The sequence below is a fragment of the Bradyrhizobium sp. USDA 4353 genome (genome assembly GCF_054063215.1).
Genome location: NZ_JBSSGB010000001.1, coordinates 7,108,990 through 7,131,886, shown reverse-complemented (window position 1 = coordinate 7,131,886; position 22,897 = coordinate 7,108,990). Strand labels below are relative to the sequence as shown.

At 66.2% G+C, this 22,897-nt stretch carries 21 protein-coding genes and 1 pseudogene; 8 read left to right on the top strand and 14 right to left on the bottom strand.

The features are described from left to right. Window positions 1–270 precede the first annotated feature (270 nt). Window positions 271–1,041 carry an anti-sigma factor family protein gene (locus ACVILH_RS32075; protein ID WP_456716466.1) on the bottom strand — a complete coding sequence of 257 codons (771 nt, stop codon included), beginning with the start codon at window positions 1,039–1,041 and terminating at the stop codon, window positions 271–273. Between the two features lie 64 nt (window positions 1,042–1,105). After that, window positions 1,106–1,594: a sigma-70 family RNA polymerase sigma factor gene (locus ACVILH_RS32070; RefSeq protein ID WP_006609437.1), complete on the bottom strand. Its 489-nt coding sequence runs from the start codon at window positions 1,592–1,594 to the stop codon at window positions 1,106–1,108. 202 nt (window positions 1,595–1,796) lie between these two features. On the opposite strand from ACVILH_RS32070, the gene fabI reads away from it, so the two are divergent. The 4 genes from fabI to ACVILH_RS32050 all read left to right on the top strand — a co-directional run bounded on the left by fabI (window position 1,797) and on the right by ACVILH_RS32050 (window position 5,733). Next, entirely contained in the window at window positions 1,797–2,630 is an 834-nt protein-coding gene (gene fabI, locus ACVILH_RS32065) for an enoyl-ACP reductase FabI (RefSeq protein ID WP_456716465.1), read from the top strand. A gap of 12 nt (window positions 2,631–2,642) precedes the next feature. Next, window positions 2,643–3,242: a histidine phosphatase family protein gene (locus ACVILH_RS32060; RefSeq protein ID WP_456716464.1), complete on the top strand. Its 600-nt coding sequence runs from the start codon at window positions 2,643–2,645 to the stop codon at window positions 3,240–3,242. A gap of 115 nt (window positions 3,243–3,357) precedes the next feature. After that, the gene (gene aroC / locus ACVILH_RS32055; RefSeq protein WP_456716463.1) at window positions 3,358–4,443 is read left to right on the top strand and encodes a chorismate synthase; all 1,086 of its coding nucleotides are present in this window, start codon (window positions 3,358–3,360) and stop codon (window positions 4,441–4,443) included. A gap of 54 nt (window positions 4,444–4,497) precedes the next feature. After that, entirely contained in the window at window positions 4,498–5,733 is a 1,236-nt protein-coding gene (locus tag ACVILH_RS32050) for an adenylate/guanylate cyclase domain-containing protein (RefSeq protein ID WP_456716462.1), read from the top strand. On the opposite strand, the gene clpS is transcribed toward ACVILH_RS32050, so the two are convergent. Further along, on the bottom strand, window positions 5,697–6,002 hold the full coding sequence (gene clpS, locus ACVILH_RS32045) for an ATP-dependent Clp protease adapter ClpS (protein WP_456716461.1): 306 nt from the start codon (window positions 6,000–6,002) through the stop codon (window positions 5,697–5,699). The genes ACVILH_RS32050 and clpS overlap by 37 nt on opposite strands. 235 nt (window positions 6,003–6,237) lie before the next feature. Between clpS and ACVILH_RS32040 the strand changes: the two genes are divergently transcribed. Together ACVILH_RS32040 and ACVILH_RS32035 are read left to right on the top strand one after the other, a co-directional pair. Then, window positions 6,238–7,089 carry a DUF1194 domain-containing protein gene (locus tag ACVILH_RS32040; protein WP_456716460.1) on the top strand — a complete coding sequence of 284 codons (852 nt, stop codon included), beginning with the start codon at window positions 6,238–6,240 and terminating at the stop codon, window positions 7,087–7,089. Between the two features lie 265 nt (window positions 7,090–7,354). Then, window positions 7,355–7,927, top strand: a complete 573-nt coding sequence (locus ACVILH_RS32035; RefSeq protein ID WP_456716459.1) for a septal ring lytic transglycosylase RlpA family protein — start codon at window positions 7,355–7,357, stop codon at window positions 7,925–7,927. A gap of 284 nt (window positions 7,928–8,211) precedes the next feature. Here the strand turns inward: ACVILH_RS32035 and ACVILH_RS32030 are convergent, their stop codons facing one another. The 7 genes from ACVILH_RS32030 to ACVILH_RS32000 form a co-directional block, all read right to left on the bottom strand. Next, window positions 8,212–9,447 (bottom strand): class I SAM-dependent RNA methyltransferase, encoded by a 1,236-nt coding sequence (locus ACVILH_RS32030; protein WP_456716458.1) that lies wholly within the window; start codon window positions 9,445–9,447, stop codon window positions 8,212–8,214. Next, entirely contained in the window at window positions 9,440–10,177 is a 738-nt protein-coding gene (locus ACVILH_RS32025; protein ID WP_456716457.1) for a TlyA family RNA methyltransferase, read from the bottom strand. Before ACVILH_RS32025 ends, ACVILH_RS32030 begins: the two co-directional genes overlap by 8 nt. Window positions 10,178–10,558: 381 nt before the next feature. Further along, the gene (locus ACVILH_RS32020) at window positions 10,559–11,116 is read right to left on the bottom strand and encodes a nucleoside 2-deoxyribosyltransferase (protein ID WP_456716456.1); all 558 of its coding nucleotides are present in this window, start codon (window positions 11,114–11,116) and stop codon (window positions 10,559–10,561) included. A 31-nt stretch (window positions 11,117–11,147) separates the two neighbouring features. Next, window positions 11,148–13,073: a 1-deoxy-D-xylulose-5-phosphate synthase gene (dxs, locus tag ACVILH_RS32015; RefSeq protein WP_456716455.1), complete on the bottom strand. Its 1,926-nt coding sequence runs from the start codon at window positions 13,071–13,073 to the stop codon at window positions 11,148–11,150. 1,171 nt (window positions 13,074–14,244) lie between these two features. Further along, window positions 14,245–14,496 carry an exodeoxyribonuclease VII small subunit gene (locus ACVILH_RS32010; RefSeq protein ID WP_006611439.1) on the bottom strand — a complete coding sequence of 84 codons (252 nt, stop codon included), beginning with the start codon at window positions 14,494–14,496 and terminating at the stop codon, window positions 14,245–14,247. A gap of 100 nt (window positions 14,497–14,596) precedes the next feature. Continuing rightward, window positions 14,597–15,526 carry a histone deacetylase family protein gene (locus tag ACVILH_RS32005; protein ID WP_456716454.1) on the bottom strand — a complete coding sequence of 310 codons (930 nt, stop codon included), beginning with the start codon at window positions 15,524–15,526 and terminating at the stop codon, window positions 14,597–14,599. A gap of 116 nt (window positions 15,527–15,642) precedes the next feature. Beyond that, window positions 15,643–16,944, bottom strand: coding sequence for a bifunctional metallophosphatase/5'-nucleotidase (locus ACVILH_RS32000; RefSeq protein ID WP_456716453.1), 1,302 nt, complete (start codon window positions 16,942–16,944; stop codon window positions 15,643–15,645). A 104-nt stretch (window positions 16,945–17,048) separates the two neighbouring features. On the opposite strand from ACVILH_RS32000, the gene bla reads away from it, so the two are divergent. After that, window positions 17,049–17,936, top strand: a complete 888-nt coding sequence (gene bla / locus ACVILH_RS31995) for a subclass B3 metallo-beta-lactamase (protein ID WP_456716452.1) — start codon at window positions 17,049–17,051, stop codon at window positions 17,934–17,936. Window positions 17,937–17,939: 3 nt separating this feature from the next. On the opposite strand, the gene solA is transcribed toward bla, so the two are convergent. From solA to ACVILH_RS31975, 4 genes are all read right to left on the bottom strand, one after another. Beyond that, window positions 17,940–19,124, bottom strand: coding sequence for an N-methyl-L-tryptophan oxidase (solA, locus tag ACVILH_RS31990; protein WP_456716451.1), 1,185 nt, complete (start codon window positions 19,122–19,124; stop codon window positions 17,940–17,942). Between the two features lie 21 nt (window positions 19,125–19,145). Then, window positions 19,146–19,910, bottom strand: a complete 765-nt coding sequence (locus ACVILH_RS31985; protein ID WP_456716450.1) for a crotonase/enoyl-CoA hydratase family protein — start codon at window positions 19,908–19,910, stop codon at window positions 19,146–19,148. A 261-nt stretch (window positions 19,911–20,171) separates the two neighbouring features. Next, the gene (locus ACVILH_RS31980; protein ID WP_456716449.1) at window positions 20,172–20,543 is read right to left on the bottom strand and encodes a hypothetical protein; all 372 of its coding nucleotides are present in this window, start codon (window positions 20,541–20,543) and stop codon (window positions 20,172–20,174) included. Beyond that, entirely contained in the window at window positions 20,543–20,968 is a 426-nt protein-coding gene (locus ACVILH_RS31975) for a hypothetical protein (RefSeq protein ID WP_456716448.1), read from the bottom strand. Before ACVILH_RS31975 ends, ACVILH_RS31980 begins: the two co-directional genes overlap by 1 nt. A gap of 502 nt (window positions 20,969–21,470) precedes the next feature. Between ACVILH_RS31975 and ACVILH_RS31970 the strand changes: the two are divergent. After that, window positions 21,471–22,740: pseudogene (locus ACVILH_RS31970) on the top strand (DUF892 family protein). Window positions 22,741–22,897 lie beyond the last annotated feature (157 nt).

Genomic DNA, 22,897 nt, shown 5'->3' with positions numbered 1-22,897 from the left:
CCCCAGTCGAGGCCGCTTCCGTGTCGATCGGCGGATCGAACACTCCTCATTTTTTCGTGAAGTTTTGGTGCGATATTGAGACGCGTCCGTGCCCTGATTCCAGATTTTCAGTGACGGAATTGCGGCGTCGACCTCCGCGTGTCCTCCCCCACCGAGATGCGAGCACGGCCGGCGTCGGGGTCTCGTTTGCCGCTCTCCTGCAACCGGCTCTGATGATGTCGAAAATCACGACCCGGTCGGCGTCAGCGGAAGCCTGATGGCGTCAGACCGCTAGCCGCCCGCACGTTCGGACTGGTCATAAACAAGGCGTGCAACCTGAGTGAGACGTGTCCGGTCGCTGCCGCCGGTGACAACGTAGCTGACCCCGCGCTCCGCCCAGGAGAGCGCAGCGGTGTTGCCCTCCGTCGTGTAGCGCATCTGCGCGGCCTCGATCCCGACCTTGGTCGCGTAGACGGTAAAGCGCTCGCCGGAAGCGCTCTCATACATCAGGAACGAGGCTGGTCCGGTCGGGCCCGGCAGCAGCCGGCCGCCGACAAGCTTCAGCCCGGTGCTGTCGAGCTCTGGTGCCTGCACGGTGCGGCCGCAGCGCTTCGTCAGCCATTGCTGGAGGTGCGCCTTCTCCTCGCCGGGCACCTCGACCGGATGGCGCACCTCGACCACATAGAGCCGGTGCGCGTCGAGCGCCTCGCCGGCGAGGTTCTGCAGCAGTGCAGGGGAGGTGGCCGCGCCATGCGCGACCCAGCCGACGGCGCCGCCGACCGCAAACGCCACGACGCTCGCGGCGACAGCGCCGATGATCCAGCGCCGTGGGCGGTGGTCCAGCCGGTCCAGATCGAGACGCCGCGGCACCGGCTCGTTGATGACCGAATCGTAGCGGGCATGCAGCGCCTCGGTCATGCTGCGCCAGGAAGCCACCCGTTCGGCATCCGCTGGATGCGCCGCAAGCCAGCGCTCGACATCGCTGCGGCGCTCGGCCGGCAGCTCGTTGTCGACATAGGCGTGCAGCTCGTCCTCGGTGACGGGAATGGTCGGCTCGGTCATGATCGTGGTCTCGTTGCAGTCATGCGATCGTGGTCGCGCGGCTTTTGTGCGGTCGATCGCAGTCTCATTTTACCCTCCGCAGCGCGGGGCGCTCGCCTTCGAGCACGGCCCGGACATGAGCCCGGGCGCGCGCGAGGCGCGACATCACGGTGCCGATCGGGACGCCCTGGATGTCGGCGACCTCGCGGTAGCTCATGCCTTCGAGCACGACCAGCAGCAGCACGGCGCGCTGCTCCTCCACCAAGGTCGCGAGCGCGCGCTCGATGTCGCGGCCTTCGGCCTCGGTGCCGCTGGCATCGGGATTGTCGTCCTGCAGCGGCATGAAATGCGGCCGTCGCGCCAGCGAGCGGCGGCGGTTCTTGTTCAGGTTGGTCAGGATCGTATACAGCCAGCTGCGCAGATCCCCACCCAGGAACAGCCGCTCGGACCTGAGCGCCCGCACCAGCGTATCCTGGACCAGGTCATCGGCTGCATCCACGTCGCGCGCCAGGGCCCGGGCATAGCGGCGCAATGCCGGGATCATGGCCTCGACGCTCTGGCGAAACGCGCTCATGGGATGTCCGGCGGCCGTTCAACGTGGTGACAGCGACGCGGGCCGCAACCGCGCCTTTCACCGATCATAACCCCGCGCTGACGGGCCTATTCCGCTGTCCGACGCGGCCCGGACTTTGCCACAGAGCGGGCGGAATGGGGCTGTACCGGGCCAGACCGGTGGTGTACGTCCAATCGTTAATACTCGTTTGATGGGAAGCCGCATGGCGCAGATTTCAGGTTTGATGCAGGGCAAGCGCGGGGTCGTTCTCGGCGTGGCCAACAACCGCTCGATCGCCTGGGGCATCGCCAAGGCCGCGCGCGCCGCCGGCGCGGAGATCGCGCTGACCTACCAGGGCGACGCGCTGAAGAAGCGTGTCGAGCCGCTCGCCGCCGAGCTCGGCGGCCTCGTGCTTGGCCATTGCGACGTGACGGATCCCGCGACGATCGATGCCGTGTTCGACGTGCTGAAGGAGAAGTGGGGCAAGATCGACTTCGTCGTCCACGCCATCGCCTTCTCCGACAAGGACCAGCTCGACGGCCGCTACATCGAGACCACGCAGGACAATTTCTCCAAGAGCATGCTGATCAGCTGCTACTCGCTGACCGCGATCGCGCAGCGCGCTGAGAAGCTGATGACCGACGGCGGCTCGATCATCACGCTCACCTATTACGGCGCCGAGAAGTGGATGCCGCATTACAACGTGATGGGCGTCGCCAAGGCCGCGCTGGAGGCCAGCGTGCGCTATCTCGCCGCCGATCTCGGCGAGAAGAACATCCGCGTCAACGCGATCTCGGCAGGTCCCATCAAGACGCTGGCGGCGTCCGGCATCGGCGACTTCCGCTATATCCTGAAGTGGAACGAGTACAACGCGCCGCTGCGCCGGACCGTGACCATCGACGAGGTCGGCGACAGCGCGCTGTATCTGTTGTCCGACATGTCGCGCGGCGTCACCGGCGAGGTGCATCACGTCGATTCCGGCTATCATGTCGTCGGCATGAAGCGGCCGGAAGCGCCCGACATCTCGCTCAGCAACTCCGCCGGCGCCAAGGAATAACATCGACCTGCAATGCCCCGGCCCACGATCTACTACATCCGCCACGGCGAGACGGAATGGAATGCGCTCGGCCGGCTGCAGGGCACGCAGGACATCCCGCTGAACGCGCTCGGGCGCGTGCAGGCGGTCCAGGCCGGCAATATCCTCAGCGAGCTGGTCGCGCGGAACGGCGATGACACAGGCCGCTTGCCCTATGTCGCGAGCCCGCTGATCCGCGCCCGCGCGACCATGGAGTTGGTGCGCGAGACCCTGAGGCTGCCGGTGGCGGATTATGGTCTCGATCCGCGGCTGCGCGAGATCGGCTACGGCAAATGGGAGGGCGCGACCTTGCCGGAGATGCAGGCCGCCGATCCCGTCTTCTACGCCAAGCGCCTGACCGAGAAATGGACCCTGGCGCCGGAGGGCGGCGAGACCTATGCCGATGTCGAGGTCAGGGTGCGCGACTGGTATGATGGGCTCACCGGCGATATCGTGGCGGTGGCCCATGGCGGCACGGCGCGGGCGCTGATGGTCGCGCTCGGCTTCGAAACGCCGGCCCGCGCCGTCGACTTGCCGATCCAGCAGGGCGCGGTCTACGTGTTCGGCGACAACGGGTTCGAGAAGTTCAGTTAGTTCATTCCCGTTATTCCGGGCGCCTCGTGAGAAGCGAACCTGGAATCTCGAGAGTCCGGGTCTGGTCCTTCGGACCATCCCGGAATGACAATTTTCCCGATCGGGTGATCAGTCCATGTCCTTCAACACCTTCGGCCACATGTTCCGCGTCACCACCTTCGGCGAGAGCCATGGCGTGGCCATCGGCTGCGTGGTCGACGGCTGTCCGCCGCGAATCCCGCTCGAGGCCGCGGAGATCCAGACCGACCTCGACCGCCGCCGGCCCGGCCAGTCGCGCTTCACCACCCAGCGCCAGGAGCCGGACCAGGTGAAGATCCTCTCGGGCGTGATGGCTGATCCTGACAGCGGCGCGCAGGTCACCACGGGCACGCCGATCGCGCTTGAGATCGAGAACACCGACCAGCGCTCCAAGGACTATTCCGAGATCAAGGACAAGTTCCGCCCCGGCCATGCCGACTTCACCTATGAGGCGAAATACGGCCTGCGCGACTATCGCGGCGGCGGCCGCTCCTCGGCGCGCGAGACCGCCACGCGCGTTGCGGCCGGCGCGATCGCCCGCAAGATCATCGCCGGGGTGAAGGTGCGCGGCGCCCTGGTGCAGATGGGCCCGCACAAGATCAACCGTGACAACTGGGACTGGGACGAGATCGCGCGCAATCCGTTCTTCTGTCCCGACAAGGACAAGGCGGCGTTCTTCGAGGACTATCTCGATGGTATCCGTAAGTCCGGCTCCTCGATCGGCGCGGTGCTGGAGATCACGGCTGAGGGCGTCCCGGCCGGGCTCGGCGCGCCGCTCTATGGCAAGCTTGATGCGGATCTCGCCGCGGCGATGATGAGCATCAATGCCGTGAAGGGCGTCGAGATCGGCGCCGGCTTTGCTGCGGCCGAGCTCACCGGCGAGGAGAACGCCGACGAGATGCGCTCGGCCAATGACGGCACGCGCTTCCTGTCCAACCATGCCGGCGGCATTCTCGGCGGCATCGCCACGGGCCAGCCGATCGTTGTCCGCTTCGCCGTGAAGCCGACCTCGTCGATCCTGACCCCGCGCCAGACCGTGGACCGCTCGGGTCACGAGACGGAGATCCTGACCAAGGGCCGTCACGACCCCTGCGTCGGCATCCGCGCGGTGCCGGTGGGCGAGGCGATGATGGCCTGCGTGCTGGCCGATCACCTGCTGCGTCATCGCGGCCAGGTGGGATAGTCGATCGTCGCGGCGCCTGTTTGCTGTTGTCACACGGCTCGCTTATTGTCGGCTATGGACATCTCCAAGTTGCAGGACATCAAGGAGTGGCTGGTCGACGGCGCGCGCTCCACGGCCACGCCGAGCGAGATGATGTCCGAATTCTGTGCGCGGCTGGTGGAGCTCGGCATTCCCCTGTGGCGCGTCGGCGTGTTCGTCCGCACACTGCATCCCGACATCGCCGGACGGAGCTTCATCTGGCGCCAGGGGGCCGAGGTCGAGATGGGCACCGTCGCTTTCGGCTTCGAGAGCAGCCCGGTCTATCTCGACAGCCCGCTGGCCCGCGTGTTCGAGCAGGGCGCGGAGTTCAGAGCGGATCCCCGCGGCCCGGAGGCCGAACGGTTTCCGATCCTGATGGACCTGCGCGCTGAAGGCGTCACCGATTATGTCAGTCTGCCTCTGACCTTCATCGACCGGGCGGTCCACGCGGCGAGTTGGACCACCAGAAGTCCCGATGGCTTCACCGAGGACCAGCTCAACGCCATCCGGCAGTTCGTGCCGGCCTTGGCGCGCTACACCGAGATCGTCACGCTGCGCCGGACCGCCTCGATGCTGCTCGACACCTATGTCGGCAACAGCGCCGGCGAGCGCATCCTGGGCGGCCAGATCCGCCGCGGCCACACCGCCACGATGGAGGCGGCGATCTGGCTGTCGGATCTGCGCGGCTTCACGCCGTTGTCCGATCGGCTGCCGGCCGAGGACGTGGTGGAGATCCTCAACCGCTACTTCGACTGCCAGGTGGAGCCGATCCGCGAGCAGGGCGGCGAGGTGCTGAAGTTCATGGGCGACGGCCTGCTCGCCGTGTTCCCCATTCGCAAGCAGGGCGGCCATCCCAGCGAAGTCTGCGCCCGCGTGCTGGCGGCGGCCCGGACCGCGCGCGAGCGCGTCGACGCCCTTGAATATCGCATCGGCGAGGTCGCCGAGCATTTCCGCTTCGGCGTGGCGCTGCATGTCGGGCCGCTGCTCTACGGCAATATCGGCGGCGGCAACCGGCTCGATTTCACCTGCATCGGCCCCGCCGTCAATCTCGCGGCCCGGCTGGAGAAGATCGCCGCGAAGCTGAAGCGGACGGTGGTGGCTTCCGAGGCGTTCGCCGGCGCCTTTGCCGCGCCAAAGACCGAGCTTTGGAGCGATCTCGGCGAGTTTCCGATCGCGGGCTTCTCGACCGAGCAGCGCGTGTTCGGACTACGCGACGAGGATGCGCAGGAACATTCTCAAGTCTCGGGCTCAGTCGTAAACAGCAGCGGATAGCCCTTGGCGCGGCCGGCATCCGTGGCGCGCGTCGCCTTGGTCTCGGCGACGTCCTTGGTGAACACGGCGACCACGCAGACGCCGAGTTTATGCGCCGTGATCATGACCTTGTAGGCCTCGGCCTCGGTCATGCGGAATTCCGCCTTCAAAATCATCACCACGAAATCGCGCGGCGTGAAGTCGTCATTGACGAGGATGACCTTGTAGAGCCGGGGCCGCTCGACCTTGGTGCGGACCTTCGTCTTCGGCTTGGTGACGGCGTCGTTCATGTGAGCAGCACGCCTGTGTTCCTGATGCGGCGGTGCCGTCACAATACAGCGTTCAGCGGCTCCGGGAAACCACGGGGTGCAGGGCCGCCGGGCGAAGAGTGCACGGAGCAGCCGGCCTGATCAACATCCAGGCAGGCCGAGGAAACTAACTGGAATGTGAATGGACCCGTGCGTTCCCGCTTTGCTGGCCGCGGATTGCATGTCACCATCATGTCACGCGATTGGAGGGCAGCTCATGCGCTGGTGGATCTCGATCGGTGTGGCGTGTCTGGTGGGCGCTTTGGCGAGCGGCGACGTCGCCACGGTCGCGGCAGCGCCGGGCGGCAAGTCCGCTCAGCAACTGAGCGAGAAGGAAGCCTCCGTCGACGTCGAGCTGATCCTGGCGGTCGACGTGTCCTACTCGATGGACCTCGACGAGCTCGCGATCCAGCGCGAAGGCTACGCCCAGGCGCTCAGCTCGCGTGAGTTCCTGCAGGCGCTGAAGAACGGCGTGCATGGCCGCATTGCCGTGACCTATTTCGAATGGGCCGCCTCCAGCGACCAGAAGGTCATCATCCCCTGGCGCGTCATCGACGGGCCCGAGAGCGCCGACGCCGTGGCGGCCGAGATCATGAAGACGCCGATCCGCCGGGCGTCGCGCACCTCGATCTCCGGCGCGATCTATTTCGCCATGCCGCTGTTCGACGACAACCCCTATCGCGGCCTGCGCCGCGTGATCGACATCTCCGGCGACGGGCCGAACAACAATGGCGGCCCGGTGACGATCGCGCGCGACGAGGCGATCAACAAGGGCATCACCATCAACGGCCTGCCGATCATGGTCAAGGAGCCGTCCTACTCGACCATGGATATCGAGAACCTCGACCTCTACTACAAGGATTGCGTCACCGGCGGCCGCGGCTCCTTCGTCGTCACGATTAAGAGCCGCGACGAGTTCAAGGAAGCGATCCGCACCAAGCTCTTGATGGAGGTCGCCGGACGCGCCCCCCCGCCGCGCATCGTCCCGGTCGCCGACGACACCGGCAAGGAGCCGCGGGTGTCGTGCCTGATCGGCGAGAAGATCTGGCAGGATCGTTGGGGGCGGTAACGTGGTCCTCAAACCGCGCGCCTGTGAGGCGACGGCCGGCTCGATGAGCAAGTTGCACACCCGGCGAACGGATCGCTGGTGCAAGCGCCGGTATCTCCATCTCGTGTGGAAAACCGCTTTCGGCGATCGATCCACCGAATCCGTGACCTCGTAGCCACACCTCGTCCAAAAACCAGGAGTTGCGGGGCAGCAAAATTCGCTTTGCCTCCGTACCGCCGTGATTGGGCCGCGACCATGAAGCGGTTGAGGCGGAGGCGCACAGAACATGCGTATCATCGACCGGACAGAACGTCCCGAGCAGCGCGACACCTGTCGTTCGTTGGAGCAGGGCGGCAGTTCTGGGATCGCCAGTCGGCTCTTACGGCTCACGCTGGTTTGTGCGGCCGCGGCCTCGCTCGCAGCTTGCGCGCAATCATCGGCGGTCCGGCAGGCGCGGATCGCAGCACCGACGAAGCAGGCCGCCGTCGAATTCCGACCCCAGGTCCAGCGCGCGGAGGCCGCGCCGGAGTCTGTGGTTCGCGTCCGCCATGCCGAAGCCAGTCCACCCGCGGCGCATTCCGCGTCGTCAGGTCTCGCCAGCTATTATTCGGAAGGCCGGAAGACCGCGAGCGGTGAGCGCTTCGATCCCTCCGAGCTGACGGCCGCGCATCGCAGCCTGCCGTTCGGCACGCGCCTGCAGGTCACCAACGTCAAGACCGGCCGCTCGGTGGTGGTGCGCGTCAACGACCGCGGCCCCTTCGTGCAGGGGCGCGTGGTGGATGTGTCCTACTCGGCCGCCCAGGCGCTCGGCATGGTCAACACCGGTGTGGCGCCGGTGAAGGTGAGTGTGGTGAGGTAGGAGGGACTGAGCCCCGAGCACGCTGCGCTCCCTCTCCCCGTTCTTCACGGGGAGAGGGCTGGGGTGAGGGGCAGCGGCACGGGTGGTCTGACTCCACGCACCAAGTAGTCCCGAAGCTCGGAGCTCAATCTAACATATGCGGCTATTGTGGAGAAGGATTCGGATCTACGACAAAGACTTCCCGTGCCGCTGCCCCTCACCCCGACCCTCTCCCCGTGAAGAACGGGGAGAGGGGGCGCACCGTTCGTGCTGACCGAGCTTTTCTCCTCAACTAATAATTACACTCACCGCACCAGCTTTGCCACCAGCTCGACATGCGGCGTATGCCGGAACTGATCGACGGGCACCACGGTCTCCAGCTTGTAGCCGCCGTCGAGTAGCATGCGGACGTCGCGGGCGAAGGTCGTCACGTTGCAGGACACCGCAACGATCACCGGCACCTTGCTCGACGCGAGCTGCTTGGCCTGGGCCTGTGCGCCCTGGCGCGGCGGATCGAACACGACGGCGTCGAGGTCGCGCAATTCCGGCGGCATCAGCGGGCGGCGGAACAGGTCGCGGGCTTCGGCCTTGATCGGCTTCAGGCCCGGCGTGCCCGCCGCCTTCTGCAGCGCTGCGATCGAGCCCGCATCATTGTCCATCGCGGTGACGCGCGCCCGTGTGGCGAGCCGCAATGCGAACGGGCCGACGCCGCAGAACAGGTCGGCGACGTGCTTGGCCTTGCCGACGCGCTCCAGCACCAGCTGCGCCAGCGTCTCCTCGCCTTGAACGGTCGCCTGCAGGAACGAGCCGGGCGGCAAGGTCACCTGCGCCGTGCCCATGGTCACCACGGGGGGATTGCGCATCAGCACCAGCTCGCCATGCCGCGTCAGCCGCGCCAGGCGGTGCTTCTCCGCGACGAGCGAGAGTGCTGCGACGCGCGGCGGCGGCAGCGGGCCGGAGCCGCGGACGTCGATGTCGAGGCCGTTGACGGTCGCGGTCGCCTGGATGTCGAGCGGCTTGCCCGTGGGCTTCAGCGTCTCCGCGAGCGCCCACGCGGCCTCCAGCGCGCCATCGAGCGCGGGATCGAGGATCGGGCAGCGATCGATCGGCACGATCTCGTGGCTGTTCGCCGCTGAGAAACCGACACGAAGAATGTCATGCGTGCCCATGCGCGCGTGGAAGGTCGCGCGGCGGCGGCCGGCGCCGTGCGCATCGATTAGCGGCGCCACCTCGCAATCCACCTTGGCAGCACGCAGCGTCTCGACGACGATGTTGCGCCTCCACTGCTTATAGCTCTCCGGAATCCAATGCTGGATGGCGCAGCCGCCGCAGACGCCGAAATGCGCGCAGAACGGCGCGATGCGCTCGGCGCTCGGCATCTCCACCGCGAGCAGCTTGCGGCGGTCGGGATGGCCGGGAATGGCGGCGGTCTCGACCGTCTCGCCGGCGAGCGTGTAGGGCACGTACAGCGCCTCGCCTGAGGACAGCGACACGCCGTCGCCGCGATGACCGACATGGTCGATGATGAGACGCTCAACCATGGCGGCGCGCTCCCAGGAAGAATTCGGCGTTGCCGTCGCCGCCCTTGATGGCTGATGGAAAGATCTCGATGTCGCTGCAGCCGAGCGAGGCCGCGTAGGCAGCGATATCGTCGCAAACGGCCTGATGCACGGCCGCATCCTTGATGATGCCGCCCTTGCCATGCGCGCCCTTGGCTTCGAATTGCGGCTTGATCAGTGCCAGCAGGCTCATCGGTGACGCCGCGAGCGTCAGCGCCACCGGCAGCACGGCCTTCAGCGAGATGAAGCTGCAATCGATCACCACGACATCAGGCCGCTGCGGCAGCCGCTTGCCCTCGTAGCTGCGGATGTCGGTCTGCTCCATCGAGACGATCCTCGGATGATTGCGCAGCGACGGATGCAACTGGTCGCGGCCGACATCGATCGCGAACACGACCGCCGCGCCATTCGCCAGCAGCACTTCGGTGAAGCCGCCGGTGGAGGCGCCGACATCGAGGCAGACATGGTCCTCGACCTCGATGCCATAATGCTCCAGCGCAGCCGCCAGCTTGACCCCGCCGCGCGACACCCAGGGATGCGCGGGCTCGGCCTGCACGATAGCGTCGACGGGGATGCTCTCGGACGCCTTGGCCACCTGCTTGTCGTTAGCAAAAACCAGCCCCGCCTCGATCGCCGCCTGCGCCCGCGCCCGGCTTTCGAACAGGCCGCGTTCGACGAGAAGGATATCAGCGCGTTTGCGGGCAGGGGGCATGGGTTGCGCAGTTATGGGTTGTCATGAGTTGTGGAGGTCGCATTCAAGAATTCGGTGTCGTCCCGGGCAAGCACCGACGCGCATCGCGCGGCGGTGCGCCGACCCGGGATCCATAACCACAGGAGGTAGTTTGTAGGACGCTGGCAACTACGCGCCTGCCCAACACAACGTCTTGTGGCTATGGGTCCCGGCTTTCGCCGGGACGACGGCTGAGATTGTTGCGAGATCGCGCCTCACAGCAAGATATGTAGGGTGGGCAAAGGCGCGTGCACCGGTGCTGCCGCAAGCTCGTATCGCAATTGACGCGCCGTGCCCAGCATGTTGATCACGATCGCGGATGGACGGTGGGCACGCGTCGCCTTCGGCGCCGCTTTGCCCACCCTACGAGCTCGCGCCCAGCCGCTCTGCCGCGAGCCTCACGCACGTCTCGAATGCGGATAAATCGTGCCAGACATCCGCCGGTCGCTCGCGTGGCAACACCAATGGCGCGCCATGCAGGTCCAGCGCATGGATCATCATCAGATTGTCCGGCAGGCCGAAATCCTCGACGGTCAGCCCTTCGGCATCGACCAGCCGCCCGTCCTGCTCACCCACCGTCGTGAAGCGCCGGGCGCGGTCGGCGTAGACAGCCGGATCGTTGCAATAGCCCAGGCACAGCTTGCCACGTCCCGCCATATAGCCGAGCTCATAGACCGTGCCGGCGTCGGCGCCGGGGCCGCGGAACGGCGTCAGATTGGCAATGATGGCATCGGCGCCGTCCATCATCGCCTCGTTGCCATGAAAGATCTGGCGCGAGGCGTCGGAGGCGGCGAGGTCGACGGTGTTGTCCAGGGGATAGAGGCCGATCAGGCCGTGGCGGTCGCAGATCGCGACCTTGCGCCGGCCGATCTCAACGGCGTCCGGCAGGAACACGTCGGGACCTGCCAGATAGATCTTCATGGCTCACCAGGACAGGAGTGACAAGCCCGCCTCAGGCGAGCTTGACGACCTCGGCGGTGTAGTCCTTGCCGAGCACCTCGAACACCTTGCGGACGATGCCCTTGGCGTCGAGGCCGGCGCGGGCGTACATCGCCGCCGGCGTGTCGTGGTCCTGGAACTCGTCCGGCAGCACCATCGAGCGCATCTTCAGGCCGCCGTCGAGCATGCCCTGGTCGGCCAAATACTGCATCACGTGCGAGCCGAAGCCGCCGATCGAGCCTTCCTCGATGGTGATCAGGATCTCATGGTCGCGCGCCAGCTTCAGCACCAGCTCCTCGTCGAGCGGCTTCATGAAGCGCGCATCGGCGATCGAGGCGGACAGGCCATGGGCGGCAAGCTCGTCGGCCGCCTTCTCGCACTCGGCGAGGCGGGTGCCGAAGGAGAGCAGGGCGACCTGCTTGCCCTGGCGGATCATGCGGCCCTTGCCGATCGGCAGCGGCACGCCGACTTCCGGCATCTCAACGCCGCGGCCCTCGCCGCGCGGATAGCGCACCGAGCTCGGACGGTCGTTGATCGCGACCTGCGTCGCCACCATGTGCACCAGCTCGGCCTCGTCGGCAGCGGCCATGATCACCATGTTCGGCAGGCAGCCGAGATAGGCGTTGTCGAACGATCCGGCATGGGTGGCGCCGTCGGCGCCGACCAGGCCGGCGCGGTCGATGGCGAAGCGCACCGGCAGCGACTGGATGCAGACGTCGTGGACGATCTGGTCGTAGCCGCGCTGCAGGAAGGTCGAGTAGATCGCGCAGAATGCCTTATAGCCCTCGGCCGCGAGGCCGGCGGCGAAGGTCACCGCGTGCTGCTCGGCGATGCCGACGTCGAACGTCCGCTTCGGGAAGGCCTTGGCGAAGATGTCGATGCCGGTGCCCGAGGGCATCGCGGCGGTGATGCCGACGATCTTGTCGTCCTTCTCGGCTTCCTTGACCAGGCTCTGGCCGAACACGTTCTGATAGGCGGGCGCGTTCGGCTTGGCCTTGGCCTGGGTGCCGGTCGCGATGTCGAACTTGGCGACCGCGTGATACTTGTCGGCCGCGGCTTCCGCCGGCGAGTAGCCCTTGCCCTTCTGGGTCACGACATGGACCAGGATCGGGCCGGTCTCCATGTCGCGGACGTTCTTCAGGACCGGCAGCAGATGGTCGAGGTTGTGACCGTCGATCGGGCCGACATAATAGAAGCCGAGCTCCTCGAACAGCGTGCCGCCGTCCATCATGAAGCCGCGCGAATACTCCTCGACGCGGCTGGCGCGGTTGGCGATCACCTTCGGCAGATGCTGGCCGAGCTGCTTGGCGGCATCGCGCAAGGTGCGGTAGGTCTTGCCCGAGTAGAGGCGCGACAGATAGGCCGACATCGCGCCGACCGGCGGCGCGATCGACATGTCGTTGTCGTTGAGGATCACGATCAGGCGCGAGTTCATCGCGCCGGCATTGTTCATCGCCTCATAGGCCATGCCGGCCGACATCGCGCCGTCGCCGATCACGGCGATCACGTTGTTCTTGCCGCCCGAGAGGTCGCGCGCCACGGCCATGCCGAGGCCGGCGGAGATCGAGGTCGAGGAGTGCGCGGCGCCGAACGGATCGTAGTCGCTCTCGGTGCGCTTGGTGAAGCCGGAGAGGCCGCCGCCGGTGCGGAGCGTCCGGATGCGGTCGCGGCGACCGGTCAGGATCTTGTGCGGATAGGCCTGGTGGCCGACGTCCCAGATCAGGCGATCGCGCGGCGTGTCGAACACGTAATGGATGGCCGTGGTCAGCTCGACCACGCCGAGACCCGCGCCGAAATGGCCGCCGGTCACCGAGACCGCGTCGATCGTCTCCTGGCGGAGTTCGTCGGCGACCTGCCGGACCTGCTCGACCTTCAGCCGGCGCAGATCTTCCGGAGTCTTGATGGTGTCGAGAAGCGGCGTTTTACTAAATGTGGTCACGGTGACATTCCAATTTTGCAGGTCGGGTTCAAGGGCCGACGTCTGAGAGGTTCATCGTAACGGGCGGCGAAACCTGGAGTCTCGAAGGTCACATCCGCGCGGATCGAAGCCGCAGACCGGACCCTAGCCGGCATTTGGATCGATCTATGTGATGTAAGTCACTCTTGGTGGCCTTGCCGTCCTCGTTAGTCGCAAGAGATCGCCAAGTCGTTCAGCCAAGTCAGTTTTCCGAGCCTTTACAAGCGCTTGTTTCCATCCCCCTGGTGAGAATGGACACTTCCAAAAACCCGCGATTGCGAGAAGCTTTACACCAAAGCCCGTCTTAAAGCCAACCCGGCGGCGGATGGCAAGCCCGCAAACGGTACCACTGCGCCAGATCTCAACCTCTGCGACGCGCCGGGGGTTCCACGACGGTGCTCAAATCGGCGGCAGCCGCCGGCCCGGAATTATCCGGAGAAGCGCGCCCGGTCCAGGCTTTTTCCCGTGTCGCAGAAGCCGTCGCAGTCACGATTTGCGAGCACCGCGACCGGACGAGCCATGCATTGGCATCAGGGATCGGCCCGCGCGCGATCATGAAGAAGTCATCGGCGTACGGCCTTTCATGGGCAAACTGCGTGTGAACGCATCGGCAATGCTCCAGCCGAGACGAGCATCGATTTTGCGGCAGCTGGTGGATGCACGAGCCGCGACCAGATCGAATCCGAACAAGCTCGGCGAAGCTCCGGGGATCGTCGGCCAGGGGATCGATGGCTGGCGCATTCCAGTGATCGGCGCAGGCCGCCCGACATCTGCCGTTAAGACTGTTTTCAGAGACAGCGTTAATGGGAGGCTCGGCGGCGCGCCGGTTGTGTTGCGGCCGCCCTCGCCGCGATGTTCGACGACGCAGTTGAGGGCCGAGGCGCAGCGAACGACTGCTCCGTTTTTCGGCTGATTTGCTTGATCGGCGGGCGGCCATCCTGCGCGCAGCGCCTAGACGGCCAAAGGCGAAAATAATTCTCGGCTGTTGCGCGAAAAGCCGACGGATCGGGCGCTGCCTCGCGAAGCGGCGCTGTTTAGGGGAGGCCAGCTGCGAGCGGGTCTCAGAAAGGCGCGCAGTTTACCTCCGCGTCGGGATGAGAGCCTTGCGGACTGAGCGGCCACCGTCGCGGCGTCGCCATCAGGCGCGCGGCTTTTACTGCACGTCCAGAGGCGCCGTGCCGGTCGCCCGGCCGCTGGCATCGGTGGTGATCTTCTCGACCCGGGCTTCGGCCTGGCGCAGCAGCTCCTCGCAGCGCCGCTTCAACGCCTCGCCACGCTCATAGATCGTCACCGACTCCTCGAGCGGCACCTTGCCGTCCTCGAGCCGCTTCACGATCGATTCCAACTCCTCGATCGCGCGCTCGAAGGACAGCTTCTTGACGTCGGCTACGGTGTTGTCCGCCATACGGGTTCCCTGCAGGTACTCAACTCCGGGGCCGTGCTTTTACACCCCGGTCAGCGCCGTGTCAGGCCCTGCGGCGGGGGGATCGGCGAGAAGCTGGGGATTACGCCCCGGTCAGCGCCGCGACATGGGCCGAGACCGATTCCTTAAGGCCCTGAAGATCATAGCCGCCTTCCAGCACGGAGACGACACGCCCGCCTGCCGTCTTGTCGGCGAGCTCCATCAGCTTGCGCGTGACCCAGCCGAAGTCCTCGGCCCGCAGGTTCAGCGACGCCAGCGGGTCGCGATAATGCGCGTCGAAGCCGGCCGAGATGATCACCAGCTCCGGGCTGAATTTGGTCAGCTGCGGCAGGATCAGGTTCTCGAAGGCCGAGCGGAACTCCAGGCTGCCATCCTCGGAGGCGAGCGGTGCGTTGACGATGGTGTCGTGCTCGCCGCGCTCGCCGCGGGCGCCAGTGCCGGGGAAGAGCGGCATCTGGTGGGTCGAGCAGTACATGACGCTCTTGTCGGCCCAGAAGATGTCCTGCGTGCCGTTGCCGTGATGGACGTCGAAATCGATGATCGCGGCGCGCTCGATGCCGAAGGTGCGCTGGGCGTAGCGGGCGGCGATCGCGACATTGTCGAAGAAGCAGAAGCCCATCGGCTTGGCGATCTCGGCATGGTGTCCAGGGGGGCGCACGGCGACGAAGGCGTTCCTGTGCTTGCCGGACATCACGGACTCGGTGGCCGCCACCGCGCCGCCGACGCCGCGCATCACAGCTTCCCAGGTGCCCGGCGACATCGAGGTGTCGCCGTCGAGATAGATGATGCCGGAGGTCGGAGCCATGTGGCGCAGCTCGGTGACGTAATGCTCGTTGTGGCAGAGCAGCGCCAGCTCGATGTCGGCCTCCGGCGCCTCGTCGCGATCGAGCAGGGCGAAGCGCTCCTCGGTCAGCGCCTCCTCGACGGCACGCAGCCGGTCGGCGCGCTCGGGATGTCCGGAGGGCGTGGCGTGATCGAGGCAGGCTTCATGAGAGAGGTACAGCGTCGACATTCAACAGGTCCTGCCACTCGCGCGTTGCGGGAATGCCCAATCTATGCGCTGAACGCAGGCTCGGAAAGAGCCATGACGGGGGATATGGCCGGGTTTCCCGCCGGTTGGCGCGCGCTTCACTGAGCTTTGTTGACGATCCGGTCGCGTGGCGGCGGCGCCAGCGGGCTGTTGGCCTTGAGATAGGCGAACAGCGCCTCGTCGTCATAGGGGCCGACGATCGGCTCGCGGCCGCTCTTGAAAGTGGTGAAGCCGTCGCCGCCGAGCGCGAGATAGTTGTTGAGGGTGACGCGATAGGATGCGGTCGGGTCGATCGCCTTGCCGTTCAGCGTCAACGTCGCAGCGTCGATGCGCGCACCGGCCGGCTGCGTCGCGTCGAACGCATAGGAGAAGCCGCGAGAGATTTGCAGGATGCGCGGCCGCGCGGGGTCGAGCCATTGCTGCTCGAGCGCAGCCTTGATCTCCGTCCCCGTCAGCATGACCGTCACCAACTGATTGCGAAACGGCTGGCTCGCAAACACGTCGGCAAAGGTGACCGCGCCGTCGTCGCGCCGGGCGAGATCGGTGCGGATGCCGCCGGGATTGGTCATCGCGATCACGGCGCTGCCCTTGTCCGGCGCGGATGTGGCCGCGAGCTGGGCGTCCGCGATGACATCGCCAAGCGCACTCTCGCCTGCGGCATTCGGCAGCCGCGACAGCACCTGCGTGATCACGCCCGCCGGGCGATTGGCGATCGGCGCGGCGAGCTTCTCATAGGCGTCGATCAGCGCGGTCTGTGTCGGGTCCTTTGGCAGCGTGGCGTCGACGACGATGTTGGTCGCGCTGGTGCTGATGATGCCGCGCGTCGTGCGGTCGAGCTTGACGTCGATCGCGGTGACCAGCGTGCCGAACTTGTCGGCCGAGGTCACGAGCCGCTTGTCGATGGTGCAGACATAGGCCTGGTGCGTATGTCCTGAAATGATGATGTCCACCGCGCTGTAGCCGCCGTTCTGCATCCGCAGCAGCTCGTCCTTGCCCTCGTCGAACTCGTGATTGCCGACCGCCGACAGCGCGAGCCCCATCTGCGACATCGATTCGATGGTCGGCTCGTCGTGGAACATCGCCGACAAAAACGGGCTCGCGCCGATCAGGTCGCCGGCCGCGACGAAGATCGTGTTGGGCTGGCCGTCCGAGAGTAGCTTGATGAGGCTGGCCATCTGCGCCGCCCCGCCGGCCGGCACTTGCGTGCTCTTGGTCGGGTCGTTCGGATCGGCGACGCGGATGCCGGAGCTCGGCGGCTTCAGATTGCCGTGGAAATCATTGATGGCGAGGATGCGCAAGCTCACAGGCTGATCCTCGGCGGATGCGGGCAGGGCAGCAAGGCTTGCCGCGGCGGCACCGGCCAGCAGAACGGCGAAGGCGAAGCGATGAAGCAGGCTCATGGCGGGTCACGTGTGATGCGAGAGGCGAAGCGAAGCGCGATTGCCTCGCCGCGGTCGCGATGACATAAGACGGTTTCATAACAACAATACATCGGGAGCCTGCAATGAAAAGAATGATGCTGCTTGCCGCCGCCGTATCGATCGCGGCCGGTCCCGCTGCAGCGCAAACGCTACCCGACTTCATGAAGCAGGTGATCGTAGCCTGGAACACTCCGACCGAGCCGTTCAAGGTGATCGACAACATCTATTACGTCGGCACCAATGGCCTGGCGTCCTACCTGATCACCACGCCCCAGGGCCATATCCTGATCGATACGGTGATGCCGGAATCGACCGCGCAGATCGAAAACAGCATCGCCAAGCTCGGCTTCAAGGTCGCCGACATCAAATACATCATCAATACTCACGCCCATATCGATCACACCGGCGGACTGGCGCAGATCAAGCAGGAGACCGGCGCGCAGATGGTGGCGGGCGCCAAGGACGTGCCGCTGCTCGAAGGCGGCTTCTATCCGGGCCGCGAGGAGCAGACCCATTTGAACTTCCCGCCGGTCAAGGTCGACCGCGCCGTGAAAGAGGGCGACACGGTCGCGCTCGGCGGCGTCACCCTGACCGCGCACGAGACGCCCGGCCATTCGCCGGGCTGCACCAGCTGGACCACCGACGTGAAGGACGGCGATGCGACGCGCAGCGTGATCTTTTTCTGCAGCGCCACCGTGGCGCTGAATCAGCTCGTGGGCCGGCCGACTTATCCGGGCATCGTCGACGACTACAAGAAGACCTATGCCTGGGCGAAGACGGTGCACCCCGACATCCTGCTCGCGCCGCATCCGGAGATGTATGGCATGGCCGAGAAGCGCGCAAAGATCGCCGACGGCGCACCGAACCCGTTCGTCAAGCCGGGCGAGTTCAATGCCTATCTGGACAAGCTCGAGGCGCAGTTCAAAGACGGTCTCGCCAAGCAGACGGCCGCGTTGCAGTCCGGCAATTAGACGTCACACTACGGCCAGCCGGTCGAGCGCGAAGCCGGAGACATCGACGCGCGGCATCCGGCCCAGCGCCATCGCCGCGAGCGCCTCGCCGACGGCCGGCGAATGCTTGAAGCCATGGCCGGAGCAGGGCGAGGCGTAGATGACGTCGGCGTCGCCCGGATCGCGGTCGATGATGAAGCGGCCGCCCGGCGCATTGGTGTAGAGGCAGACTGCGCTGCGCAGGCATGTTGGCCCGAGATCCGGGACAAACGGCCGGACATAGGTCTCATAGGTCGCGGCGATCTCCTCGGCCGTGACCTCGCGCGCGACGTGGTCCGGATCGGTCTCGCTCGTGAGCACCTCGTTGGCGATCTTCACCCCGTTGTTGGGCGAGCCGAGCCAGGGGAAGCCGTAGATGTCGGAAGCGGCCTGCTCGCGCCCCGTGACGTCCCAGATGAAGACCGGGGTGTTCGGGCCGAAGCGCTGCGGATTGGACAGCACCTCGAACCAGTACAGCACCTGCCGCGTGACATTCACGCGCCGACGCAGCGGCGCGATCAGCTCGGTGATCCACGGCCCGGTGGTGACGATCAGCGTCGTCGCCGATGCGGTCGCACCGTCGTCCATCGTGACGGTGAGCTCACCCGCCGCGCGCCGGAACGACGTCACGCGCCGGCCGGTGAGCAGCGTGGCGCCATGGCGCGCGGCCACCACGAGCTCGGTCCGCACGCAGTCCTCGACCAGCAGATAGCCGCCCTCGCGATCGAGGAAGGCGCGATCGCCGGGCGCCGTGGCGAACGCCGGATAATCCGCGCGCAAGCGCTCCGACGACAGCGTCTCGCCATCGACGCCATGCAGCCGCGCCGCGGTCTCGATGTTGGCGAAGAACTGCGCGCTGGTGACGCCGTGCACCTCGCCGCCATGCCTGCTCGGAATGAACAGGCAGCCGCATTGCTCGAACAAATGCGCGCCGGTGTCGCGCTCCAGTTCGCGCCACAACATATGCGAGCGCTGCGCCAGCGGCGTGTAGTCGACGCCTTCGCCGATCGCCGCGCGGGTGATGCGGGTCTCGCCATGGGTGGAGCCGAATTTGTGCGGCGGCTGGAAGCGGTCGATGCCGAGCACGCGCCGGCCCGCTTTGGCGAGATGCAGCAGCGCGGCGCTGCCGACCGCGCCGCAGCCGATCACGATGACATCAAACTGCGGCATGTGCGTGCGTTGACCCGTGCGTTACTTTTTCTTCTTGCGCGACAGGAACGCCTTGAATGCGCCGATCGCCTCCTCGGAGGTCATGCGCTCGGCGAACAGATAGGCCTCCTGGTCGATGCGCCGGGTCAACTCGTCCGGCGCAGTGCGGATCAGCTTGCGTCCGATCGCGACCGCCTCGGCCGGCAGCCGCGCGATGTCGCGCGCCACCTTGTGCGCCTCGACCTCGGTATGCCCCGGCGCCACCACGGTGTTGACGAAGCCGGCGATATGCGCGTCCGCCGCCGTCATCGTGCGTCCCATCACCAGCATCGCAAACGCCCGCTGATAGCCCATGGTCTGCGGCATCAGCAGGCTCGAGGCGCCCTCCGGCACCAGGCCGAGATGGATGAAGGGGGTGGCGAACGTCGCCGTGGTCGAGGCCAGCACGTAGTCGCAATGGAACAGCATCGTCGTGCCGATGCCGATCGCGACGCCGTCGACGGCGGCGATGATCGGCTTGACGTTGTGGGCGAGCGAATACAGGAACTTGGTTGCCGCCGAGGTGCGCGCCGCCTCGCTGCCGCCGTTGCCGGCATGCAGGAAGTCCTCCAGATCATTACCCGCGGTGAACACGCCGGAGCCGCCGGTGATGATGATGCATCGCACCAGCGGGTTGTTCTGCGCGGTGTCGATCGCGTCGCTCATGCCGAGGTACATGGCCTGCGTGATCGCGTTCTTCTTCTCCGGGCGCCTGAGCTTGATCGTCCGCGTCTCGCCTTCGTCGGTGACGATCAGATGGTCGGTCATGGGCCCCTCATGCCTGTGCGCCGGGGCCGCATTGCCGCCGGTCCTTTGTCGATTCATCGCAGCCTACATCATCCGCCGGTCGCGCCAAGGGCGGATGCGGCCGCGGGCGAGGGGACGAAGGTTTACGATTGGTTTGCAGCAGCCGCAGCGGCGCGCAATCGTGGCCCGTCGATGCGCGTGGCAAGCCACGCTCGTTTTGACGCGCTCGCTGTGACATGCTCGTTGTGAGACGCCTTGCCTATCGAGGCCGACGCGAGAGCGTCAGCGCGATCCGTCCGGGCGCGGTGGCGGGCCGGGGGAACGCGGAGCGGCGGGCTGCGCCTGTTGCCGCACCGCCTCGCGCCGCAAGGCCTGCTCCAGCACAGCAAGCCGTGTCGCCATGCGGGTCAGCTCGTCATGCATCGAGGTCTGTACGCCTTGCACGGCGTGCTGCACCTCGCGCAGCGCATCGCGCTGCGTCTCCGCCTTCAGCACCCTGAACTCGGCCTCGATCGAGGTCAGGCGCTGGTTCACCGCCCGGATCGCTTCCGCGATCTCCTTCTGGCCGTCCTGCAGCGCACGCACGTGGTCGACCAGCCGCAGATGATCGGTGAGCTCCTCGACCGTCTTGCCGATATTGCTGCGGCCCCACATCACTTCACCGACCGCAGCAGCGTCCGGATCGTCGCCAGATGATCCTCGGGCGATCCGAGCCGCGCCGAGATCGCGCTCATCAGGTCCTTGCGCAGCTCCGACAGCTCGTCCTCGGGCACGACCCGCTCGATCGGGTCGTCCTGCGGCATCCGCCGCGGCTCGACCTCGAGAGGTCGCGGCTCGAGTTGGCGCGACTCGAGCCGGCGCGGATCGAGTGGACGCGGCTCGATGTCGAAATAAGGTGGCCGCTCATAGACCGGAATGTGCGGCGCCTGCCGCGACGAGGTGACGCGCGCCATGCCCGAGAAGCGCGATGGCTGCGGCTGGGCCGGACGTTCGATCTGGTCGATCAGCGCCGCCAGCGCGACCTCCATATTGCTGTCGTCCGGCTCTTCGTCGACAACTTGATAAGATGGCTTCCGCACTGTCGCCCCATTCGTGCGCGACGATGATGCAAGTGACGATGCGTGATAGCGGAATCGCTCAATGACCCGGCGGACTCGCTCGCCGAGACCTGGCTTCTCCCTGGCCGGTGTTCGCATCAACATGTCACTCTCCAGCGTAACAGCTTAGGCGAGCAGGGAAAACCTTAGCAAGAGGCAGTTGTCGAGCTGCCAACAGGATGTCGCATGGCAACCAAAGCGAGTGTCGCAAGGGCGGACCTCGTCAGGTTCCTCGTGCGGGTCTCTCGCACGGGCGCGCGAAGCGCCAATGACGCCGGCCCCTCGTCAATAATGTTCCTCACTGTGCATACGCCAGCGGCGCTGCCCCGCTGATGCGGCACCATCGTTGACGCATCGGGATCCGGCCGACGGTCTCCGGCCCCGGCCGGTGGGATGCGCCGATGTTCCTGTCTCGATGGTACGGAACAACCATGTACCCCGGGCCGTTCGGACTCCGCTTGCCCCCAACGTCCGAGGCCTTCCCATGTATCACCACGTCAAGAAGCTGATGTTCACCGTCCGTGTCGATGAGCCGGATCCGCGCTTCGGCAACATGCTGCTGGAGCAGTTCGGCGGCGCCAATGGCGAGCTCGCCGCCGCCATGCAGTACTCGATCCAGGGCCTCAATTGCGAGGACCCGGACCGCAAAGATCTGTTGATGGACATCGGCACCGAGGAGCTCAGCCATCTCGAGGTGGTCGGCACGCTCGCCCGCATGCATCTGAAGCCGTCGAAATTCGACCGCGAGGCGGCCGAGGCCGATCCGCTGATCGCGATCTGCGGCGGCGGCGGCGTGAATCTGTTCAACTCGCAGGGCAACCCGTGGACCGCTGACTATCTCAAGATCACCGGCGAGCTCGATGTCGACCTGCGCAGCAACATCGCCGCCGAGGCCCGCGCCAAGATCGTCTATGAGCGCCTGATCAATTTCACCGACGATGCCGGCACCAAGGACGCGCTGCAGTTCCTGATGACGCGCGAGATCACCCACATGAAGGCGTTCGCGCTGGCGCTGGAGAGCATGAACAAGCCGGCCTTCAGCGTCGGCCGTATCGCGCCGACGCCGGGCCTCGTCGATCAGTTCTTCAACGATTCGACAGGTATGGGCGATCATGGCGAGATCGACACCCGCGGCCCCTGGAACGAGGGCGGCGACTGGGTGTTCACGGAATCGCCGGCGATCCAGGCGAGCGAGAACGGTTCGTCCAGCGCGATCGTCACCGAGAGCTCACCGCCGGTGGATGAAGCCGGGCTCGGCGATCTCCTGATCGAGGAGCTCAGAGACATCCTGCATGCGGAGAAGCAGCTCACCAAGGCACTGCCGAAGATGGCCGAGGCCGCGCGCTTCGATCAGCTACGCGAATTGTTCGAGCAGCATCTGGTCGAGACCGAAGCGCAGATCGAGCGCATCAACGAGTGCTTCGAGCTGCTCGGCAAGAATCCCCGCGCCAAGCCGTGCAAGGGCATGATGGGCCTGGTCGAGGAAGGCCAGGAGATCATGGCGCAAGGCGAGGACAAGGAGGACGCCGCAGCCGACCTCGCGCTGATCGGCGCCGCGCAACGCGTCGAGCATTACGAGATGTCCGGCGTACACCACCGCCCGCAATCTCGCCTCCCAGCTCCGCCACAGCGCCATCGTCGCGCTGCTGTCGAAGTCGCTGGCCGAGGAGGAGAACGCCGATCAGCTCCTCAACCAGGTCGCAAGGTCGCTGATGTCGGTTGCCAAGATGCCGGCGGCCATCGAGCAGGCGTAAGACAGAGGGTAGAGCGGATGAGCGGAGCGTCATCCGCCGCGTGTCGAGCGAAGATGGCGGGTTACGCCTACGGCTGACCCGCCATACGAGCGCACTATCGCTCGAGGCACACGGCCACCCTCCCCTGGAGGGGGAGGGTCGGCTCACGGCGAGCGCA

Coding starts and splice junctions, on each gene's coding strand:
- ACVILH_RS32075 (WP_456716466.1), bottom strand. CDS start 1,041: ATGACCGAGCCGACCATTCCCGTCACCGAGGACGAGCTGCACGCCTAT.
- ACVILH_RS32070 (WP_006609437.1), bottom strand. CDS start 1,594: ATGAGCGCGTTTCGCCAGAGCGTCGAGGCCATGATCCCGGCATTGCGC.
- fabI (WP_456716465.1), top strand. CDS start 1,797: ATGGCGCAGATTTCAGGTTTGATGCAGGGCAAGCGCGGGGTCGTTCTC.
- ACVILH_RS32060 (WP_456716464.1), top strand. CDS start 2,643: ATGCCCCGGCCCACGATCTACTACATCCGCCACGGCGAGACGGAATGG.
- aroC (WP_456716463.1), top strand. CDS start 3,358: ATGTCCTTCAACACCTTCGGCCACATGTTCCGCGTCACCACCTTCGGC.
- ACVILH_RS32050 (WP_456716462.1), top strand. CDS start 4,498: ATGGACATCTCCAAGTTGCAGGACATCAAGGAGTGGCTGGTCGACGGC.
- clpS (WP_456716461.1), bottom strand. CDS start 6,002: ATGAACGACGCCGTCACCAAGCCGAAGACGAAGGTCCGCACCAAGGTC.
- ACVILH_RS32040 (WP_456716460.1), top strand. CDS start 6,238: ATGCGCTGGTGGATCTCGATCGGTGTGGCGTGTCTGGTGGGCGCTTTG.
- ACVILH_RS32035 (WP_456716459.1), top strand. CDS start 7,355: ATGCGTATCATCGACCGGACAGAACGTCCCGAGCAGCGCGACACCTGT.
- ACVILH_RS32030 (WP_456716458.1), bottom strand. CDS start 9,447: ATGGTTGAGCGTCTCATCATCGACCATGTCGGTCATCGCGGCGACGGC.
- ACVILH_RS32025 (WP_456716457.1), bottom strand. CDS start 10,177: ATGCCCCCTGCCCGCAAACGCGCTGATATCCTTCTCGTCGAACGCGGC.
- ACVILH_RS32020 (WP_456716456.1), bottom strand. CDS start 11,116: ATGAAGATCTATCTGGCAGGTCCCGACGTGTTCCTGCCGGACGCCGTT.
- ACVILH_RS32010 (WP_006611439.1), bottom strand. CDS start 14,496: ATGGCGGACAACACCGTAGCCGACGTCAAGAAGCTGTCCTTCGAGCGC.
- ACVILH_RS32005 (WP_456716454.1), bottom strand. CDS start 15,526: ATGTCGACGCTGTACCTCTCTCATGAAGCCTGCCTCGATCACGCCACG.
- ACVILH_RS32000 (WP_456716453.1), bottom strand. CDS start 16,944: ATGAGCCTGCTTCATCGCTTCGCCTTCGCCGTTCTGCTGGCCGGTGCC.
- bla (WP_456716452.1), top strand. CDS start 17,049: ATGAAAAGAATGATGCTGCTTGCCGCCGCCGTATCGATCGCGGCCGGT.
- solA (WP_456716451.1), bottom strand. CDS start 19,124: ATGCCGCAGTTTGATGTCATCGTGATCGGCTGCGGCGCGGTCGGCAGC.
- ACVILH_RS31985 (WP_456716450.1), bottom strand. CDS start 19,910: ATGACCGACCATCTGATCGTCACCGACGAAGGCGAGACGCGGACGATC.
- ACVILH_RS31980 (WP_456716449.1), bottom strand. CDS start 20,543: ATGTGGGGCCGCAGCAATATCGGCAAGACGGTCGAGGAGCTCACCGAT.